14 protein-coding genes are annotated in these 19,649 nt (G+C 40.9%); all 14 read left to right on the forward strand.

Going from position 1 to position 19,649, the window contains the following annotated elements:
- Positions 1-437: CDP-diacylglycerol--glycerol-3-phosphate 3-phosphatidyltransferase (gene pgsA, locus AB1K80_RS04895; protein WP_412855504.1), on the forward strand; the 437-nt coding region annotated here is incomplete at its 5' end.
- Between the two features lie 16 nt (positions 438-453).
- Complete coding sequence (locus AB1K80_RS04900) at positions 454-1,704, forward strand: competence/damage-inducible protein A (protein WP_412855505.1); 1,251 nt, start codon at positions 454-456, stop codon at positions 1,702-1,704.
- Between the two features lie 176 nt (positions 1,705-1,880).
- The gene (gene recA, locus AB1K80_RS04905; protein WP_412855506.1) at positions 1,881-2,924 is read left to right on the forward strand and encodes a recombinase RecA; all 1,044 of its coding nucleotides are present in this window, start codon (positions 1,881-1,883) and stop codon (positions 2,922-2,924) included.
- Positions 2,925-3,221: 297 nt separating this feature from the next.
- Positions 3,222-4,787 (forward strand): ribonuclease Y, encoded by a 1,566-nt coding sequence (gene rny, locus AB1K80_RS04910; RefSeq protein ID WP_412855507.1) that lies wholly within the window; start codon positions 3,222-3,224, stop codon positions 4,785-4,787.
- Positions 4,788-4,882: 95 nt separating this feature from the next.
- A complete protein-coding gene (locus tag AB1K80_RS04915; RefSeq protein ID WP_412855508.1) occupies positions 4,883-5,677 on the forward strand; it encodes a TIGR00282 family metallophosphoesterase in 795 nt (264 codons plus the stop codon).
- A gap of 200 nt (positions 5,678-5,877) precedes the next feature.
- Positions 5,878-6,138: a stage V sporulation protein SpoVS gene (gene spoVS, locus AB1K80_RS04920; RefSeq protein ID WP_003211281.1), complete on the forward strand. Its 261-nt coding sequence runs from the start codon at positions 5,878-5,880 to the stop codon at positions 6,136-6,138.
- Positions 6,139-6,342: 204 nt separating this feature from the next.
- The gene (locus AB1K80_RS04925; protein ID WP_412855509.1) at positions 6,343-9,387 is read left to right on the forward strand and encodes an efflux RND transporter permease subunit; all 3,045 of its coding nucleotides are present in this window, start codon (positions 6,343-6,345) and stop codon (positions 9,385-9,387) included.
- A gap of 173 nt (positions 9,388-9,560) precedes the next feature.
- Positions 9,561-10,625 carry an L-threonine 3-dehydrogenase gene (gene tdh, locus AB1K80_RS04930; RefSeq protein WP_412855510.1) on the forward strand — a complete coding sequence of 355 codons (1,065 nt, stop codon included), beginning with the start codon at positions 9,561-9,563 and terminating at the stop codon, positions 10,623-10,625.
- Entirely contained in the window at positions 10,622-11,803 is a 1,182-nt protein-coding gene (locus AB1K80_RS04935; RefSeq protein ID WP_412855654.1) for a glycine C-acetyltransferase, read from the forward strand. The genes tdh and AB1K80_RS04935 overlap by 4 nt, the downstream gene beginning before the upstream one ends.
- Before the next feature lie 156 nt (positions 11,804-11,959).
- A complete protein-coding gene (gene miaB / locus AB1K80_RS04940; RefSeq protein ID WP_412855511.1) occupies positions 11,960-13,486 on the forward strand; it encodes a tRNA (N6-isopentenyl adenosine(37)-C2)-methylthiotransferase MiaB in 1,527 nt (508 codons plus the stop codon).
- A 1-nt stretch (position 13,487) separates the two neighbouring features.
- Positions 13,488-13,922, forward strand: a complete 435-nt coding sequence (locus AB1K80_RS04945; RefSeq protein WP_412855512.1) for a RicAFT regulatory complex protein RicA family protein — start codon at positions 13,488-13,490, stop codon at positions 13,920-13,922.
- Positions 13,923-14,166: 244 nt separating this feature from the next.
- Positions 14,167-14,712 carry an outer spore coat protein CotE gene (cotE, locus tag AB1K80_RS04950; RefSeq protein ID WP_412855513.1) on the forward strand — a complete coding sequence of 182 codons (546 nt, stop codon included), beginning with the start codon at positions 14,167-14,169 and terminating at the stop codon, positions 14,710-14,712.
- Positions 14,713-14,834: 122 nt separating this feature from the next.
- A complete protein-coding gene (gene mutS / locus AB1K80_RS04955; RefSeq protein WP_412855514.1) occupies positions 14,835-17,414 on the forward strand; it encodes a DNA mismatch repair protein MutS in 2,580 nt (859 codons plus the stop codon).
- A gap of 21 nt (positions 17,415-17,435) precedes the next feature.
- The gene (gene mutL / locus AB1K80_RS04960) at positions 17,436-19,328 is read left to right on the forward strand and encodes a DNA mismatch repair endonuclease MutL (protein WP_412855515.1); all 1,893 of its coding nucleotides are present in this window, start codon (positions 17,436-17,438) and stop codon (positions 19,326-19,328) included.
- Positions 19,329-19,649: the final 321 nt, after the last annotated feature.

Consider the following 19,649-nt stretch of genomic DNA (forward strand, 5'->3'; position numbering starts at 1 on the left):
TGTTTATCGTTGCCTCTACTACTGATTGGATTGATGGTTACTATGCACGCAAACTCAATTTAGTGACGAATTTCGGTAAATTTTTAGATCCACTTGCAGATAAATTGCTTGTTTCAGCGGCGTTAATTATACTTGTTCAATATGACCTTACTCCTGCATGGATGGCGATTGTGATCATCAGCCGGGAGTTTGCAGTAACAGGTCTTCGTCTTGTGTTAGCTGGAGGCGGCGAAGTGGTAGCAGCCAATATGCTTGGGAAAGTGAAAACGTGGGCGCAGATCATTGCTATTTCTGCCCTTCTATTGCATAACCTGCCGTTTGAACTTGTATCATTCCCGTTTGGTGATCTTGCGATGTGGGTAGCTGTGTTCTTTACAGTTGTTTCAGGGTGGGATTACTTTGTGAAAAACTGGGAAGCTTTAAAGAATTCCAACTAAAAAGGACGTGTACGCTTTGAAGTCAGAAAGAAAAGCAGAAATTATTGCGGTCGGTTCCGAACTTTTGCTTGGGCAAATTACGAATACGAATGCACAATTTATCAGCAAACAGCTAGCTGAAATTGGTGTGAATGTTTATTACCACACAGCAGTTGGTGACAATCCAGAGCGTTTAAAACAAGCCATCCGTGTGGCGCAAGAAAGATCTAATTTTATTATTTTTTCAGGTGGTCTCGGGCCAACAAAAGATGATTTAACAAAAGAAACGATTGCCAATATGCTTGGCAAAGAGCTTGTGTTGAATGAAGAAGCATTTGCATCGATTCAAGACTATTTTCAAAAGACTGGACGTGTCATGTCACCGAACAATCGGAAACAAGCACTTGTCCTAGAAGGTTCAGACATACTTGTGAACCGATTTGGGATGGCACCTGGTATGTTTATTCAAACGGGAGATACTTTTTATATCTTGCTCCCAGGTCCGCCAAGTGAATTGCATCCGATGTTCGAACATGAAGCAAAGCCGCTCATCTCAGAGAAACTCGGCTTGAAAGAAAAAATTGTTTCTGTCGTACTGCGCTTTTTCGGAATCGGTGAATCACAGCTTGAAACAGATCTTGAAGATTTAATTGATGCCCAGACGAACCCAACAATTGCCCCACTGGCATCAGACGGTGAGGTGACGCTAAGGCTAACGGCAAAACACGAGGATGAAAAGGAAACTGAGCGTCTTTTAAAAGAAACAGAAGCGCGTATTTTAGAGCGAGTGGGAGATTACTTTTACGGATATGGTGATACATCTCTTGTTCGTGAAGTTTCAAAAGCTTTGCATCAAAATGAAAAAACTGTAGCCGCCGCCGAAAGTCTAACAGGCGGAATGTTTTCTGAATGGTTGACAGATCTTGAAGGGGCCTCCTCGATTTTTAACGGAAGTGTCGTTTGTTACACAAACCAAATGAAACAAGAGGTACTAGGCTGTCAAGACAAAACGTTATCCGTTCACGGTGCTGTCAGCAAAGAGTGTGCTCATGAGCTCGCTGAGGGCGTAAGAAAGTTAACAGGAAGCGACATTGGGATTAGCTTTACTGGAGTGGCAGGTCCTGGTACGCAAGAAGGAAAGCCAGTCGGAAAAGTGTTTATCGGCCTATCTACAAATGATCAGACAGAAGTATTTGAATGGATGTTCACGGGCAGTCGATCAGGCATTCGAAAACGTGCGGTGAAGTATGGATTATACCACCTTCTAAATGTAGTAAAAGAGAGCTAATTTTATTTTTTGTTAGGTTTACTCCTTTATAAATGAGTATTTTCTCTAATAGAAATGACTCTTTTCTTAAATAATCTGCGAGAAAAAATCGAATATGTGTTCGATTTTTTCTTGGCAAATGACGTAAAACAAGGTATAGTATAGATAGTGGAATTGATAAAGGAGGAAACAATAGAATGAGTGATCGTCAGGCAGCCTTAGATATGGCTCTTAAACAAATAGAAAAACAGTTTGGTAAAGGCTCTATTATGAAACTAGGAGAGCAAACAGATACACGTATTTCAACAGTACCTAGTGGTTCGTTAGCACTTGATACTGCGCTTGGAATAGGTGGATATCCTCGCGGTCGTATTATTGAAGTGTATGGCCCAGAGAGTTCTGGTAAAACAACAGTGGCGCTTCATGCCATTGCTGAGGTTCAACAACAGGGAGGACAAGCTGCATTTATCGATGCAGAGCATGCACTTGATCCTGTTTATGCCCAAAAGCTAGGTGTCAATATCGATGAGTTGTTACTTTCTCAACCAGACACAGGAGAACAAGCACTTGAAATTGCAGAGGCACTAGTCCGCAGTGGTGCAGTTGATATTGTCGTCATTGACTCGGTTGCTGCTCTTGTACCAAAAGCAGAGATTGAAGGAGACATGGGGGACTCTCACGTTGGTCTTCAAGCACGTTTAATGTCTCAAGCGCTTCGTAAGTTATCAGGTGCGATCAATAAATCGAAAACCATTGCGATCTTTATCAACCAAATTCGTGAAAAAGTAGGGGTCATGTTTGGTAACCCTGAAACAACACCTGGTGGTCGTGCATTGAAGTTCTACTCGTCTGTTCGTTTAGAAGTGCGCCGTGCAGAACAGTTGAAACAAGGCAATGACATCATGGGGAATAAAACGAGAATCAAAGTCGTGAAAAACAAAGTGGCACCACCATTCCGTGTTGCAGAAGTAGATATCATGTACGGTGAAGGAATCTCGAAAGAGGGAGAAATCATCGACCTTGGTAGTGAACTAGATATCGTACAAAAAAGTGGTGCGTGGTATTCTTACCAAGAGGAACGTCTTGGACAAGGCCGTGAAAATGCGAAGCAGTTCCTAAAAGAAAACAAGGATATTCTTCTGATGATTCAAGAACAAATCAGAGAACACTACGGTTTGGATACAAACGGAGTGAAGACGGCAGAAGAAGAAGGACAAGAAGAATTAGAGTTTACTGACTAAAAGACGCTGAAATGCGTCTTTTTTTATGATGACAGATAGCTAAGCGGGAAAAAGTACTGTCTTCGCTTGAAATAACGACTTCTGCCCCAGTCTGACTAGCTTGACAAGTATTTCCGACACAATTACAATGGAAATGTATCACTTGTTTTTCTTAACATGATTGATAACTAATTTAAACTTGACAAGGGCAGTGAGGATCTCATTCCCTGTGAAGGCCCTGTATGTTGAGACACAAAACAATGTACATGCCGACACTTTATTTGTAAAACCAAGTTCATAGCAAGAGGAGGTGAAACTATGTCGCCTACAACGATGTTTACGATCATCTCCATTTTGCTGAGCCTAATCTGTTTAGTTGTTGGCTACTTTGTTCGTAAAACCATTGCAGAAGCAAAAATATCCGGCGCAAGAAACTTAGCCGAACAAATTGTTGAAGATGCAAAGCGTGATGCGGAAGCATTGAAGAAAGAAGCGCTCTTGGAAGCGAAAGATGAAATTCATTCGTTTCGTGTAGAGGCGGAGCAAGAAGTTCGTGAAAGACGTAATGAGCTTCAAAGACAAGAAAACCGTTTACTTCAAAAAGAGGAAAATCTTGATCGCAAAGACGAAACTTTAGATAAACGGGAGTCCCTGTTGGAGAAGAGAGATCATTCTCTGAATGAACGACAACAACATATTGAAGAGATGGAAAGCAAAGTGGATGATATGATTCGTTTGCAGAAAGACGAGTTGGAGCGTATTTCTAGTCTAACTCGAGATGAAGCGAAACAAATCATTCTGGATCAAGTTGAAAATGAGCTTTCCCACGACATTGCAGTCATGACGAAAGAGTCTGAGAACCGAGCGAAAGAAGAAGCTGATAAAAAGGCGAAAAATATTCTTTCACTTGCGTTACAGCGTTGTGCAGCTGATCATGTAGCTGAAACAACGGTATCTGTAGTCAATCTTCCAAATGATGAGATGAAAGGTCGTATTATCGGACGTGAAGGACGAAATATCCGTACGCTAGAAACGTTAACAGGTATTGATCTGATCATTGATGATACACCTGAAGCTGTGATCTTATCGGGCTTCGATCCGATTAGACGTGAAACAGCAAGGATAGCTCTCGATAAGCTAGTCCAGGATGGCCGCATTCATCCTGCTCGAATTGAAGAAATGGTGGAAAAATCACGCCGTGAAGTCGATGATTATATCCGCGAAATGGGTGAACAAACAACATTTGAAGTTGGTGTTCACGGTTTACATCCGGATCTGATCAAAATTCTCGGTCGCTTAAAATTCCGTACAAGTTATGGACAAAATGTCCTGAAGCATTCCATTGAGGTTGCACATCTTGCAGGTCTCATGGCTTCAGAGCTTGGAGAAGATGCTAAGCTTGCAAAACGAGCCGGTCTTCTACATGACATCGGAAAAGCCATTGATCATGAAGTAGAAGGAAGCCACGTAGAAATAGGCGTTGAGCTTGCGACGAAATATAAAGAACATCCTGTTGTCATCAACAGTATTGCATCTCACCATGGTGACCAAGAACCGACATCTATTATCGCTGTTCTTGTCGCAGCAGCTGATGCTTTATCGGCAGCACGCCCTGGTGCAAGAAGCGAAACACTTGAAAATTACATTCGGAGACTTGAAAAATTAGAAGATATCTCTGAATCTTACGAAGGTGTTGAAAAGTCGTTTGCAATACAAGCTGGACGTGAAGTGCGTATTATGGTGAAGCCAGATTCAATTAATGATCTTGAGGCTCACCGTCTAGCTAGGGATATTCGTAAGCGAATTGAGGACGAGCTCGATTACCCTGGTCACATCAAAGTGACGGTCATTCGAGAAACTCGCGCAGTAGAGTATGCAAAATAGAGCGGTGCGCTTAGCGCCGCTTTATTTTTTTATGTAAATATGCAACACTGATATGAAGATAAAGGTCAATTTAAAAGAGAAAGGGTTCAAAACGCATGAAAATATTATTTGTTGGAGATATTGTCGGTTCACCTGGTAGAGATACATTAAAAGAATACTTGCCAAAGCTAAAGAAAAAGTACCAGCCACACTTTACAATCGTAAACGGAGAGAATGCTGCACACGGCAAAGGGCTCACCGAGAAAATCTATCACGAATTACTACAAGCAGGGGCTGATGTCCTGACGATGGGGAACCATACATGGGATAAAAGGGACATTTTCGATTTTATCGATGATGCAACCTATATTGTACGTCCAGCGAACTTCCCGCAAGGAACACCTGGCAAAGGGCTCACATTTCTAAAGAAACAAGGAAAAGAACTAGCAGTGATCAACTTGCAAGGGCGTACATTTTTACCACCAATTGACTGCCCATTTCAAAAAGTAGATGAGCTGATTGCAGAAGCATCTAAACGCACACCTTTTATCTTTATTGATTTTCATGCTGAAGCCACAAGTGAAAAACAAGCGATGGGCTTTTATACGGATGGCCGTGCATCATGCGTTGTCGGAACACATACACATGTCCAAACAGCAGATAACCGTGTACTCCCTAAAGGAACGGCGTATATTTCAGATGTTGGCATGACAGGCCCTTATGATGGCATTTTAGGTGTGGATCGGGAAACCATCATTAAACGTTTCAAAACAAGCCTGCCTGTACGTTTTGAAATTGCGGAAGGACGTACAACTTTAAGTGCAGTCATAGTAGAAATTGACGAACAGTCGAAAAAAGCTGTCAAAATTGATCGAATTTTGATAAATGATGACCATATTTTCTTTGAATAAATGTTCACAAATTTATTTCAGAAAAATATTAAACAGAAAGAAGGAATATGCACCCTCTATAGTGAATATAGTAAAAATGGTAGGTAGCCTGCTATTTTTGAAAAACATTTGGGGATGGAATTTCAACAAATAGCATCATCTAACAAAGATTGTTCTAATGAACACTCACTTATCCATTGTAAATTTAAGGGGGAGCAGAAATGGAAATTTTAAAAGTTTCAGCAAAGTCAAATCCGAATTCAGTAGCAGGAGCATTAGCAGGCGTTCTTCGTGAACGCGGTGCAGCAGAAATACAAGCGATAGGCGCTGGAGCATTGAATCAGGCAGTCAAGGCTGTTGCGATTGCGAGAGGATTTGTTGCGCCAAGTGGAGTGGATTTAATATGCATTCCAGCCTTTACAGACATTCTTATCGATGGAGAAGAAAGAACAGCGATCAAACTGATTGTAGAGCCACGATAATTCTAATTTTATTATTTTCAACCTGCTTACATCATGTAAGCAGGTTGTTTTTGTTTACCGAGATACATTTTTTATATAACAAATTCACTTCGTAAAATAAATAAAAACGGTACATATTAGAACTTGCATTTTCTCACCATAATGATAAATTTAGAATGAGTTGAAAACACTTCATCAAAAATAAATATTTAAGTAGGTGAAATAATGGTTGAAGGTTTTTTGAAAAGAGGAAAGCTTGTTTTTGTTTTATTTTTTATCATTCTCATTGTGGGTGGCTATTTATTTACACAGCTTCCTAAACGAGAACTGCCTGAATTCCAGCCAAATATCGTCACGGTTTCTACTGTTTTTCCTGGGGCGGATGCCAAACAGGTGGAAAGTGATGTCACCAATAAGCTCGAATCAGCCATTTCGGATATTAGTGGTGTAGAGGAAACGAGCTCAGTATCAGCGATTGGTTTTTCTAATATTGTCCTCGAAATTGATGACAAAGCAGATTTTCAAAAGGTTGCAAGTCAAATAAAAAATGAGACAGCCAATGCGGCAACCTCGTTTCCAGATGGCGTGATGGAACCAGATGTAAAAGATGAGTTCGGCAACGTGCCGGTTGGTTCTTACATGATCGTTTCTGATCAACAGTCTGACTTAGCAAAAAGTCAAGAAGCGCTACGAACGTTAAAAGAGAAAGTAGAGGAAATCAAAGGAGTTGACAGCGTTGTTATTAAAGGCTTCAATGACAAACAAGCTGTTCTGAACCTTGATTCAAACAAATTAACTGATGAAGGTTTAAATGTGACTGATGTCACAAATGCCATTCAGCAAGAATTTGAAACATCGCCATTGGGCGAGCTTCGTCAATCAGGAGAAAAAGTCAAACTGTCCATCAATACGTATGATCAATTAGATCAAGTAGAAAAGATTGAACTGTTCTCAAAAGTGAATCGAGAGCCTGTGGCCATTAGTCAGCTTGGCAGTTTAAAAGAAGTCGAAAAAGAGAAAAGCGATATCATTTCATATAATGGAAAGCCGGCTTATTCATTTACTGTCAATATTCAACCAGGGCTAGATATTCCTAAAATGTATGACAAAGTAAGTGATGTCATTGAAAAAGAAAAGCAGCTACCAAACGGTGTGGAATGGGTCGACTATTATTCACAAAAAAGCGAAGTAGATGCGATCTTTAACGATTTAATTAAAGAAGCGATTGTCGCAATCATTGCTGTCATTGTTGTCACCACGCTTGGTCTGACAATTGGCGGTGCTTTTATTGTGTCATTAGCCATCCCATTATCCATTACGATTGGGACGATTCCGCTGCCATTTTTACAAGTTGATTTGAATCAGATTTCCATCATTGGATTTATCATTGCACTAGGGATACTCGTGGATGATGCCATTGTGGTCAACGATAATATCTTAAGACAGATGAAAAAATACGAAAGTCCACTGAAAGGTACCATCGCAGGAGTCAAAGAGGTCGCGGGATCCATCTTGACATCAACACTTGCGGTTGTATTTGCCTTCTTGCCACTAGTTTTCTTATCTGGAGCGAATGGATCATTTATTCGTGCATTGCCGTCAGTTCTTGTGACGACTGTGCTTGCGTCTATGGTGATTTCTTTAACGCTTGTTCCGGTATATCAATATCATGCTAACCGGAAAATAAAAAACAAGAAGGTTCAAAAGGAGCCAGGATTCTTAGGTAAACCACTGAAAAGACTTGCAGATTTTTATGCAGACCGCGTCCTGACAAAAATCGTCAAGCGTCCGCTTCTCATTGGATTATCAGGGATGCTCATTGCAACACTTGCCTTTTTACTCATATTCGTCACGCCTTTTGAATTTTTCCCAGCAGCGAATAAGAAGGAAGTCGTTGTGACAGTTACCCTTCCAAGTGAAACAACGCTAGATAAGACAAATGAAACATTAGAGGAAATCGAACAAGAAATTAAACGAGAAAAAGGAATAGAAGAGACGGCCATTTTTGCAGGTGGCGGTGTGCCAAACTTATTTAATGAGAGCATCTCGAATGCTAGTGATCATACCGGACAAGTGGTCGTGAGAGTCGACAATGATCAAATGACAGCTCAAGCGCTAATTGACAAGATGACAGAACCATTAAGAGACAAGTTTCAAGACGCTGACATCTTTATGAAGACAATAGTGCAAGGTCCACCAACAGGAGCACCTGTGACTGTTACCCTTGCAAATGACGAATTTACAAAGCTGCTTGATGCCAAAGAAGCATTGACGAAAGAAATGAAAGAAAATGGCGCAAGTCTGATTACTGATAACGTAAATCAGCCAGTGAAAACCATCTCCTACGAATTAAATCGTGACAGAATGGCAGAGGATGGGCTCAGTGCACAGTTTGTCAGCAGACAACTTGGACTTGTGACAGAAGGAATTCCATTAGGTACATTTAAAAATGGAACAGATGAAATGGATCTCGTGGTCAAGCAAGATGTCACGACACACCAAAACGGTTTAAAGTTAGAGGAAATGAAGGTCCCGGTGACTACTAATCAGGGCGGGATGCCATCTCTAGAACCACTTAGCCGATATGTGAAAGAAAAAGAAACAGATCAGTATGAAAGCATTCCACATGAGAACGGTACGCCAACGATTACGCTAAAGGCATACCCAGGTACTTCGGATACGTTCAAGGAAGATATGAAAGAGGCTGTTAGTGAAGTGGAAAAAAGTGAAGTCGCAAAGGACATCGCGATTTCCCAAGGGGGAGAAAATGAAGATCAAGCACAGTTCTTCATTGAAATCAGTCTCTTATTTGGGGTTGTGTTGCTTCTTATTTATGTGACCATTGCTTTCCAATTCAATTCATTGATGCTACCGCTTTTAGTGCTTGGAACCGTATATTTGGCCATTTCAGGAGCGATTATTGGCCTATTTGTCACACAAACTCCGTTCAGCTTTATGGCGACAATGGGAATTGTCTCATTAGCTGGTATCGTAGTCCGAAATGCTGTGGTGCTGTTTGAGTTTATCGAACAAAGACGCAAACTTGGTTTCGACAAACTTCAAGCAGTGATTGAGGCAGGTAGAGCAAGGATTAGACCGATATTGTTAACGGCATTTACGGCACTTGTTGCCCTCATGCCTGTCGCTTTAAGCAATGATCCACTCTTTAAACCGCTCGCGATCTGTATTGTCTCAGGTGTCTTTTTCTCAACAGTCCTGACCTTATTGATTGTGCCAGCGCTTTATGTTGCCGTTTCAAAAAGAAGATAACGAAAAGAGCAAATCTCTGTATCATAAGAGATTTGCTCTTTTTTTAGAAAAATTTCGCAAAAAATATCTGGAGTGATCATTTGTATTTATCCAGTAGACAGTGGTATTTACGAATAAAAAATACCGTGATAAGATCTTGTTGGGAGAAGTTTTTCACAAAGGGGTTGTACGTCATGTGTGGAACGATGAAAGCGATTGTTAAAAAAGAAAGCGCTTACGGTGCGGTGTTGACTGAAATGCCTATTCCGGAAATCAATGATCACGAAGTATTGATTCAAGTGAAAGCTACATCGATTTGTGGAACAGATGTACACATTTATAATTGGGACGACTGGGCAATGGGGAGAGTCAAAGCGCCCTACATTTTCGGACATGAGTTTACAGGGGAAGTTGTGAAAGTGGGCAAGCAAGTCAGACGTGCAAAAATAGGGGATTTTGTATCGGCTGAGACTCATATTGTGTGTAATCAGTGTTCAATGTGTTTAACAGGGCAACAGCATTTGTGCTGTGGAACGAAAATTTTAGGTGTAGACATTGATGGTTGCTTTGCTGAATATGTCAAAGTCCCAGAACAAAATGTGTGGCATAATCCGGATGGCATGTCCATCGAGCTTGCTTCCATTCAAGAGCCACTTGGTAATGCTGTTCATACAGTGCTGCACACGCCTGTTTCTGGCAAGTCTGTCGCTATCTTTGGCTGTGGACCGATTGGCTTAATGGCGATCGCAGTGGCAAAAGCTTCAGGGGCTGTCCAAGTGTTTGCGGTTGATAAAAATGAGTACAGACTTGAATTGGCTCAGAAAATGGGAGCAGACCATATTGTGGATATCGAACAAGAGGATCCAGTCAAAATGATCAAGCAACTCACACGTAATGAAGGGGCAGATGTGATTTGTGAGATGTCAGGGCATCCTGTAGCGATCAATCAAGCACTGGAATCTTGTTCAAATGGTGGGAAAGTCAATATCTTAAGTTTACCGGAACGGCCAGTCAGCATTGACATCACCAATCAAATTGTATTTAGGGGATTAACCGTTCAAGGGATAACGGGGAGAAAGATGTTTGAAACGTGGCGACAAGTCTCTGAGCTTTTAAGAACGAAGACCATTGATGTTCAGCCGGTTGTCACACATATGTTGCCGTTTGGGGATTTTGAAAAGGGATTTGAATTGATGAGAAACGGGACATGTGGAAAGGTCGTACTGATGATGCCATCATATCAAAGGGGGAAGAAATGATGAAAGAATTCACTTATTTACAACATGAATTAGCATCAATGAAGCAGGAAGGCACCCACCAAACGTTAAAAGAAATCGCATCAAAACAATCATCTACCGTCACATTAAATGAACAATCCGTCATACAACTCTCTTCAAATAATTATTTAGGACTCACCTCACATCCTAGGCTAATGAAAGCGGCGAAAGAGGCAATTGATGAATTCGGTGCGGGAACAGGGTCCGTGCGAACAATTGCTGGAACCATGACCATGCACGAGCGCCTCGAAAAAAAGCTCGCTGCATTCAAAAAAACAGAGGCAGCTCTTGTGTTTCAATCAGGATTTACGACGAACCAAGGGGTATTATCAAGTATTTTAACAAAAGATGATATTGTCATTTCCGATGAGCTCAATCATGCTTCTATCATTGATGGGATCCGTCTAACGAAAGCAGATAAAAAAGTATACGCGCATTCAAATATGGAAGAGCTTGAGAAAATATTAAAGAAATCGATGAATTATCGCGTTCGACTGATCGTAACAGATGGCGTGTTTTCAATGGATGGGGATATTGCACCGCTTCCAGACATCGTGGATCTGGCGGAAGCCTATGATGCATTTGTAATGGTCGATGATGCACATGCTTCTGGCGTGCTTGGTGAAAATGGACGCGGGACTGTCAATCATTTTCAGCTTGATGGTAGAGTTCATATTCAAGTAGGGACATTGAGTAAGGCGGTTGGGGTACTGGGCGGTTATGTAGCTGGTTCTGCGGTGTTAATTGATTATTTAAAACACAAAGCAAGACCGTTCCTGTTTAGCACCTCACATCCGCCTGCTGTGACAAGAGCATGTGAAGAGGCCATTGAAGTGCTATTAGATGAACCGGAGCGAATGAAAACACTTTGGGAAAACGCCGCATATTTTAAAGAGAAAGTAATGGCTCTAGGGTTTCATATTGCACCAACAGAGACCCCTATCATTCCGATCATGGTCGGAGATGAGGCACTGACTTACCGATTTTCAAACGCCTTAATGGAGCGAGGTGTCTTCGCCCAAGGAATCGCCTTTCCAACAGTAGCCAAAGGAAAAGCGAGAATCAGAGCCATGATCACAGCAGAGCACACAAAAGAAGAACTAGACCGTGCTCTGACAATCATAGAAGAAGAAGCGAAAAAATTGAAAATACTTGATTAAGAGAGCGAGGGCTCTCTTTTTTTATGATTTCTTCTCTAGAATCATCCAGTTTGTGACGTATGATTTTAAACAGAACATCATATGAATTTATTTTCAATTCCTAACAAAATAGTCTATACTGTAGGGTGGAGCTTGGTTTGAAAGGAGTACACATATATGAATGAAGAACAGAGAAAAGCGAGCGGACAAGTAAGTTCATCGGACAAAAAATCCGAGAAGGACTACAGCAAATATTTTGAAGCTGTTTACATTCCGCCATCTTTAAAAGATGCAAAAAAACGGGGTAAAGAAGAAGTCGAATATAATCAATTTCAAATTGACGAGCGGTTTAAAGGGTTAGGGAACGGCCGTAAGTTTTATATCCGCACATATGGTTGCCAAATGAACGAGCACGACACAGAAGTCATGGCTGGTATTTTTATGGCACTTGGCTATGAGCCGACAAACTCCACAGAAGATGCGAATGTCATCTTATTGAACACTTGTGCAATTCGTGAAAATGCAGAAAACAAAGTGTTCGGGGAACTTGGTCATTTAAAAGCATTAAAACGTGAAAAACCAGATTTGATTTTAGGTGTTTGTGGCTGTATGTCACAAGAAGAATCAGTTGTCAACCGAATTTTAAAAAAACACCCATTCGTTGACTTGATCTTCGGAACGCATAACATCCATCGTCTACCAGAGCTTTTATCTGAGTGTTATCTATCGAAAGAAATGGTCATCGAGGTTTGGTCAAAAGAAGGGGATGTCATTGAAAACCTTCCGAGAGCACGCCAAGGTAAAATTAAAGGCTGGGTAAACATTATGTACGGCTGTGACAAGTTTTGTACGTATTGTATCGTTCCTTACACCCGCGGGAAGGAAAGAAGTCGTCGACCAGATGAAATTATCCAAGAAGTTAGACGACTAGCTGCGGAAGGGTATAAAGAAATTACGCTTCTAGGGCAAAACGTCAATGCGTACGGAAAAGATTTCGAAGACATGGAATATGGTCTTGGTCATCTCATGGATGAGCTGCGTAAAATTGATATCCCGCGTATCCGCTTTACAACAAGTCACCCGCGTGATTTTGATGATCATTTGATTGAGGTGCTTGCAAAAGGTGGCAACTTGCTTGACCATATTCATTTGCCAGTTCAATCAGGAAGTTCTTCAGTACTGAAACTAATGGCGAGAAAATATGACCGCGAGCGTTATCTTGATCTTGTCGGCAAAATTAAAAAAGCGATGCCTAACGCATCCCTTACAACAGATATTATTGTTGGATTCCCGAACGAGACAGATGAGCAGTTTGAAGAAACACTGTCCCTATATAGAGAAGTTGAATTTGATGCGGCGTATACATTCATTTATTCTCCAAGAGAAGGAACACCAGCAGCGAAAATGAAGGATAATGTCCCAATGCATGTCAAGAAAGAACGTCTACAACGCTTGAATGCACTTGTGAATGAAATTTCTGCGAAGAAAATGAAGGAATATGAAGGGCAGACTGTCGAAGTATTAGTAGAGGGTGAAAGTAAAAACAATCCTGAGATCCTAGCCGGATATACAAGTAAAAGCAAGCTTGTGAATTTTAAAGCACCAAAAGAAGCGATTGGCAACATCGTCAAAGTGAAAATCACACAAGCGAAAACTTGGTCTCTTGACGGAGAGATGGTTGGAGAAGTTATCGAGGTGAATTAAAATGACGCTTTATTCAAAGAAAGACATTGTGGAGCGTGCAAGAGAGCTCGCAAAAATGATTTCTGAAACAGAAGAAGTTGACTTTTTCAAAAAAGCGGAAGCGCAAATCAATGAAAATACCAAAATTTCAGCGATTATTAACCAAATTAAGGCGCTTCAAAAACAAGCTGTGAACTTAAAGCATTACGGCAAGCATGAAGCATTAAAGCAAGTCGAAGAAAAAATCGATGCTTTGCAAGAAGAACTGGATGACATTCCAATCATTCAAGAATTCAAAGAATCGCAAGTGGAAGTGAATTCTTTGCTTCAACTAGTCGCACATACGATTTCTAATCAAGTCACGGATGAAATTATTCTTTCAACTGGCGGTGACCTATTATTAGGTGAGACCGGTTCAAAGGTGAAAAATACATCCCCAAGTTGCTCTATTAAATGAAGAAACCCCGCAAATGCGGGGTTTTTTTGTTGTTCCATCTTTAAAAACAGATGACTAATTTCCCAACATCCAGAGCCTCCTCATGCGCTTGCGATCGAACTTTTCCAATTTTCAAGGCAAGTTTATGGGCGACCACGCATACACTGAAACAGAAATGAATTTGAACATGAAGCTCAACATCATGACACACTAGACGAATGCCCAGCATAAGATAAAACGATCAAGAACAAGGAGGCATGCCGGAATGTCTGAATACAGAGAAATTATTACAAAAGCGGTGGTTGCAAAAGGGAGGAAATTCACTCAGAGCACACACAACATCACGCCATCGCAAAAACCAACGAGCATCCTAGGTGGTTGGATCATTAATCATCAGTATGATGCTGAAAAGGTCGGTAAAACAGTTGAAATTGAAGGAACGTTTGATATTAATGTATGGTATTCCTATGCGGACAATACCAAAACAGAAGTAGTGACCGAACGTGTCAAATATCTAGATATCATCAAATTGAGATATAAAGACAAAAATTTCCTTGATGATGAGCATGAGGTCATTGCAAAGGTGTTGCAACAACCCAATTGCTTAGAAGTAACGATTTCTCCAAATGGCAATAAAATTGTCGTTCAGGCTGAGCGTGAATTTATAGCTGAAGTGGTGGGCGAAACGAAAATTGTCGTAGAGGTTGATTCTAGCTGGAAAGAAAAAGATGACCAAGAATGGGAAGAGGAAGTTGATGAGGAGCTAGAAGATATCAACCCCGATTTCATAGCGGAAGATGCAAAAGAATAATGGATGACTAGGGCGCATGTAACCCTAGTTTTTTTCTATTTCCAACTAGGGAAAGAAGGGGTTTGTTTATGATATAATATGATGGTATGAATTTGAAAGTAATATAGTGAGGGATTAGATATATGGCAAGTTATACGCCCATGATACAGCAATACTTAAAGATTAAGGCAGATTATCAAGATGCCTTTTTATTTTTTCGCTTAGGCGATTTTTATGAAATGTTTTTTGATGATGCAAAAGAAGCAGCGCAAGAATTGGAAATTACATTAACGAGCAGAGATGGCGGGACGATTCCGATGTGCGGTGTACCCTATCATTCTGCTTCCGCATACATAGAGCAGCTCATTTCCAAAGGCTACAAAGTGGCCATTTGTGAACAAGTGGAAGACCCTAAAACGGCTAAAGGGGTAGTGAAAAGAGAAGTTGTTCAACTCATTACACCTGGTACGGTGATGGATGGGAAAGGTCTTAGTGAAACGGAGAACAATTTCATTGCATCTGTTTCCGCTTTCCAAGATGGATATGGTCTATCGCTTTCCGATTTATCAACAGGGGAGAACATGGCAGCACTGATTGAACGATTAGATGAAGTCGTGTCTGAAATTTATTCTGTTGGAGCAAAAGAAATTGTGGTATCAAAAGATTTGGATGAAGGCATTGTGAAAACCCTTAAAGATCGGTGTCATGCGACCATTTCCTATCAAGATGGAGAAGAACTATTAGATGAAGCAAAACCACTCATTCACCATTTAAATCAACACTTGCAGTCTTCATTTTTAAAACTATATGCCTATTTAAGAAGAACACAAAAAAGAAGTCTTGATCATCTCCAGCAAGTAGAAGTATTCGAGCTCGCACAAACAATGAAAATTGATCTTTACTCGAAGCGTAACCTAGAATTAACAGAAACCATCCGTTCTAAAAGCAAAAAAGGCTCTTTATTATGGCTACTAGATGAAACGAAAACCGCAATGGGCGGAAGGCTACTGAAGCAATGGATTGATCGTCCATTGATTCGAAAAGGCCAAATTAATGAGCGTCAAGAAATGGTGCAAATTCTCATGGACCATTTCTTTGAAAGAGAGGATTTACGTGAACGATTAAAACAAGTATATGACCTTGAGCGTCTAGCAGGTCGTGTGGCGTTTGGGAATGTAAATGCTCGTGATTTGATTCAACTAAAAGAGTCTTTAAAACAAGTCCCAGCGATTAAAGAACTTGTTCTGAACCTGCCAGAAGAAATGGCAAAAGCGAGAGGGAATGAGATTGACCTTTGTGATGACCTGCTTCTTTTACTAGAAGAAGCCCTTTATGAGAATCCACCGATGACCTTAAAGGAAGGCAATTTGATCAAAGATGGCTACAATTCAAAATTAGATGAATATCGCGATGCTAGCCGGAACGGGAAAGATTGGATTGCAAGGCTTGAACAACAAGAAAGAGAATATACAGGCATTCGTTCATTAAAAGTCGGGTTTAATAAAGTATTTGGTTATTATATCGAAGTGACCCGGGCGAATACGCATTTGTTGGAAGAAGGCCGTTATGAACGAAAACAAACCCTTGCCAACGCTGAGCGGTATATTACACCTGAATTGAAAGAAAAAGAAGCCCTTATTCTTGAAGCAGAATCGAATATTAGCGAGTTAGAATATGAATTATTTTCAGCCCTAAGAGAAGAAGTGAAAGCATATATTCCTAGATTACAATTACTTGCTAAACAAATGAGCGAGCTAGATGCACTGCAATGTTTTGCCACAGTAAGTGAAAAGCGCCGCTATGTTCGCCCTGAATTTTCAGAAGATGACGTGCAAGTGATTGACGGGCGTCATCCAGTCGTTGAAAAGGTGATGGATCATCAGGAGTATGTGCCGAATGATTGTCACATGGGAAAAGGCAGACAAACCTTGCTCATTACTGGACCTAACATGTCAGGGAAAAGTACGTATATGAGACAAGTGGCATTGATTTCGATTCTTGCCCAAATTGGTTGTTTTGTCCCTGCATCGAAGGCGACACTTCCGATCTTTGATCAAATCTTTACACGAATTGGTGCGGCAGATGATTTGATTTCTGGCCAAAGTACTTTTATGGTAGAGATGCTTGAAGCGAAAAATGCCATGGTCCATGCAACGAAAAACAGTTTGATTTTATTTGATGAGATTGGACGCGGGACAAGCACCTATGATGGGATGGCACTTGCTCAGGCCATCATTGAATTTGTACATGATCATATTGGCGCCAAAACGCTATTCTCTACACACTACCATGAACTCACTGTGCTTGAATCTCAATTAAGTGAGCTGAAAAATGTGCACGTACGAGCAGAAGAGCATGAAGGCACAGTCGTATTCTTACATCAAATTAAAGAAGGCGCAGCTGATAAAAGCTATGGAATTCATGTAGCGCAACTTGCAGAGCTGCCTAACGAAATCATCGATCGAGCCCAGACGATTTTAACGGAGCTTGAGAGCGGATCACGTGACGTGTCACCAATCATTTCTCCATCACCAATAACAGAGCCAGAACGTACCGAAGAGAAAAAACAGCTTTCCTTCTTTGAAGTAGAAGAAAGACCGAAAACCACTTCTGTACGGAATAAGGATCAAGCAGTAATAGAGGAATTAAAATCGTTTAACTTAATGGATATGACCCCATTAGAAGCAATGACAAAGCTCTTTGAGTTACAAAAGAAACTATAAAGTAAGGTGAGGTGAGCAAATGTGTCAAAGATTATACAGTTATCTGATGACCTATCAAACAAAATTGCGGCTGGTGAAGTGGTCGAGCGTCCAGCTTCTGTTGTAAAGGAGCTTGTTGAAAATGCGATCGATGCAAACAGTACAGTCATTGAGATCGATGTAGAGGAAGCGGGCCTTTCTTCTATTAAAATCATTGATAATGGTGTAGGAATCGATGCTGACGACTGTAAGCTCGCCTTTCAAAGACATGCTACAAGTAAAATCAAAGATGAAAATGATCTGTTTCGCGTCAGAACGCTCGGGTTTAGGGGAGAGGCGCTACCAAGTATCGCTTCTGTTTCTCACCTAGAAATGAAAACAAGTACTGGCGACGGAGCTGGTACACATTTAGCCCTGCAAGGCGGAAAGCTCATTTCTGAGAAAAAAACCTCTGGTCGCCGCGGCACAGAAATCGTGGTCACGAATTTATTTTATAATACGCCAGCTCGTTTAAAGTACATGAAAACAGTTCATACAGAGCTTGGTAACATATCAGATGTGGTCAACCGAATCGCACTTGCCCATCCAGAAGTGTCGATTCGGTTGCGCCATCAAGGAAAAGTACTTCTTCAGACAAATGGAAATGGAGACGTTCGGCATGTACTGGCTGCTATCTATGGAACGGCTGTCGCAAAAAAGATGCTGCCTCTCCATGTGCAATCGCTAGATTTTGAAGTGAAAGGCTATATTTCTTTACCAGAGGTGACAAGAGCATCGAGGAATTATATGTCCTCTGTTGTGAACGGAAGATATGTGAAACATTTTCCACTCGTGAAGGCGATTCATGAAGGGTATCATACCCTGCTTCCGATCGGGCGCCATCCGATCACCTTTATTGAAATGAACATGGACCCCATTCTAGTAGATGTGAACGTACACCCATCCAAACTTGAAGTGAGACTAAGTAAAGAAAAAGAACTTCATGAGCTCATTAAACAGGGCATCAAGGAAGTATTTCAGAAACAACAACTCATTCCAAGTGCTTCGCTTCCGAAAAAAGCACCCATGCCAGCTGCGAAAAATGTGCAGCAGTCTTTAACCTTTGACTCGAAACAAACCCATACTCAACCACCTGTTTCGTACCAAGCAAGCCCGCTCGATTCGACTGTTTATGAGCCTAGCCTAAAAGAAACAGACGAGATGTCGATGCCGGAAAAAATTCAAACGACGCAGCACGAACCGGTTGAAGACAAACCATCTGATCATATACACGACGTTCACTTAGAAGAATCAGCTGCTTCTTATGAAGAACCTCTCCTAGAAGAGAGTCATGATCTAACTGATGAGACCGAACGAGTGCCTGTTATGTACCCGATTGGTCAAATGCATGGAACGTATATTTTGGCCCAAAATGAACGCGGGTTATATATCGTTGACCAGCATGCGGCGCAAGAACGAATCAAATATGAATATTATCGGGAAAAGGTTGGAGACATCGAACAAGAAGTGCAAGAAATGCTCGTCCCGTTAACATTTCACTATTCAAAGAACGAGATGCTAATTATTGAAGAGCATCAAGAAATTTTAGCAAAAGTGGGCGTATTTTTAGAACCATTCGGATCAGGAAGCTATATCGTTCGCTCCCATCCACAATGGTTTCCAAAAGGAGAAGAAGCTGAACTCATTGAAGAAATCATTCAGCAAGTACTTGATGAAAAACGAGTGGACATCAAAAAATTAAGAGAAGACGCTGCCATTATGATGAGTTGTAAAGGCTCAATCAAAGCAAATCGTCATTTGCGTCATGATGAAATCAAAGCGTTATTAGATGAACTGCGACAAACAAAAGATCCATTTACATGTCCTCACGGTCGCCCAATTATCATTCATCACTCAACATATGAGATGGAGAAAATGTTTAAACGGGTGATGTAGCAAAGTTTTAGATGGTGGGTGAATAGGTTTGCCCACCAATTAATTTTCAAGGTGTTTTTCAAAACGCTTTCTGTTTCGTGTTTTTTTGTAACGTGAAGATAAACATGTACTGTCATGTTGATGGTAGCAAGCCCGAGTCGGTCATTACCCACAATTGAGGGACGGTGTATTTGTGTATGTTAGCTGTTTTTTACATGGTTTTCATAATATTTTTGATCTTCTATCTACTGAATTATTTAGGTCAGAAACTAATTGCTAAAGGTGGCCTTATTAATCATTCGATCATCATAGTGATCTCACTTATTGAAGCTATTATTGCTA

Source organism: Bacillus sp. 179-C3.3 HS (genome assembly GCF_047229225.1).
Classification (GTDB): domain Bacteria; phylum Bacillota; class Bacilli; order Bacillales; family Bacillaceae; genus Bacillus.

Coding starts and splice junctions, on each gene's coding strand:
- miaB (WP_412855511.1), top strand. CDS start 11,960: ATGAATGAAGAACAGAGAAAAGCGAGCGGACAAGTAAGTTCATCGGAC.
- cotE (WP_412855513.1), top strand. CDS start 14,167: ATGTCTGAATACAGAGAAATTATTACAAAAGCGGTGGTTGCAAAAGGG.
- mutS (WP_412855514.1), top strand. CDS start 14,835: ATGGCAAGTTATACGCCCATGATACAGCAATACTTAAAGATTAAGGCA.
- AB1K80_RS04915 (WP_412855508.1), top strand. CDS start 4,883: ATGAAAATATTATTTGTTGGAGATATTGTCGGTTCACCTGGTAGAGAT.
- spoVS (WP_003211281.1), top strand. CDS start 5,878: ATGGAAATTTTAAAAGTTTCAGCAAAGTCAAATCCGAATTCAGTAGCA.
- AB1K80_RS04925 (WP_412855509.1), top strand. CDS start 6,343: ATGGTTGAAGGTTTTTTGAAAAGAGGAAAGCTTGTTTTTGTTTTATTT.
- rny (WP_412855507.1), top strand. CDS start 3,222: ATGTCGCCTACAACGATGTTTACGATCATCTCCATTTTGCTGAGCCTA.
- AB1K80_RS04945 (WP_412855512.1), top strand. CDS start 13,488: ATGACGCTTTATTCAAAGAAAGACATTGTGGAGCGTGCAAGAGAGCTC.
- AB1K80_RS04935 (WP_412855654.1), top strand. CDS start 10,622: ATGATGAAAGAATTCACTTATTTACAACATGAATTAGCATCAATGAAG.
- recA (WP_412855506.1), top strand. CDS start 1,881: ATGAGTGATCGTCAGGCAGCCTTAGATATGGCTCTTAAACAAATAGAA.
- tdh (WP_412855510.1), top strand. CDS start 9,561: ATGTGTGGAACGATGAAAGCGATTGTTAAAAAAGAAAGCGCTTACGGT.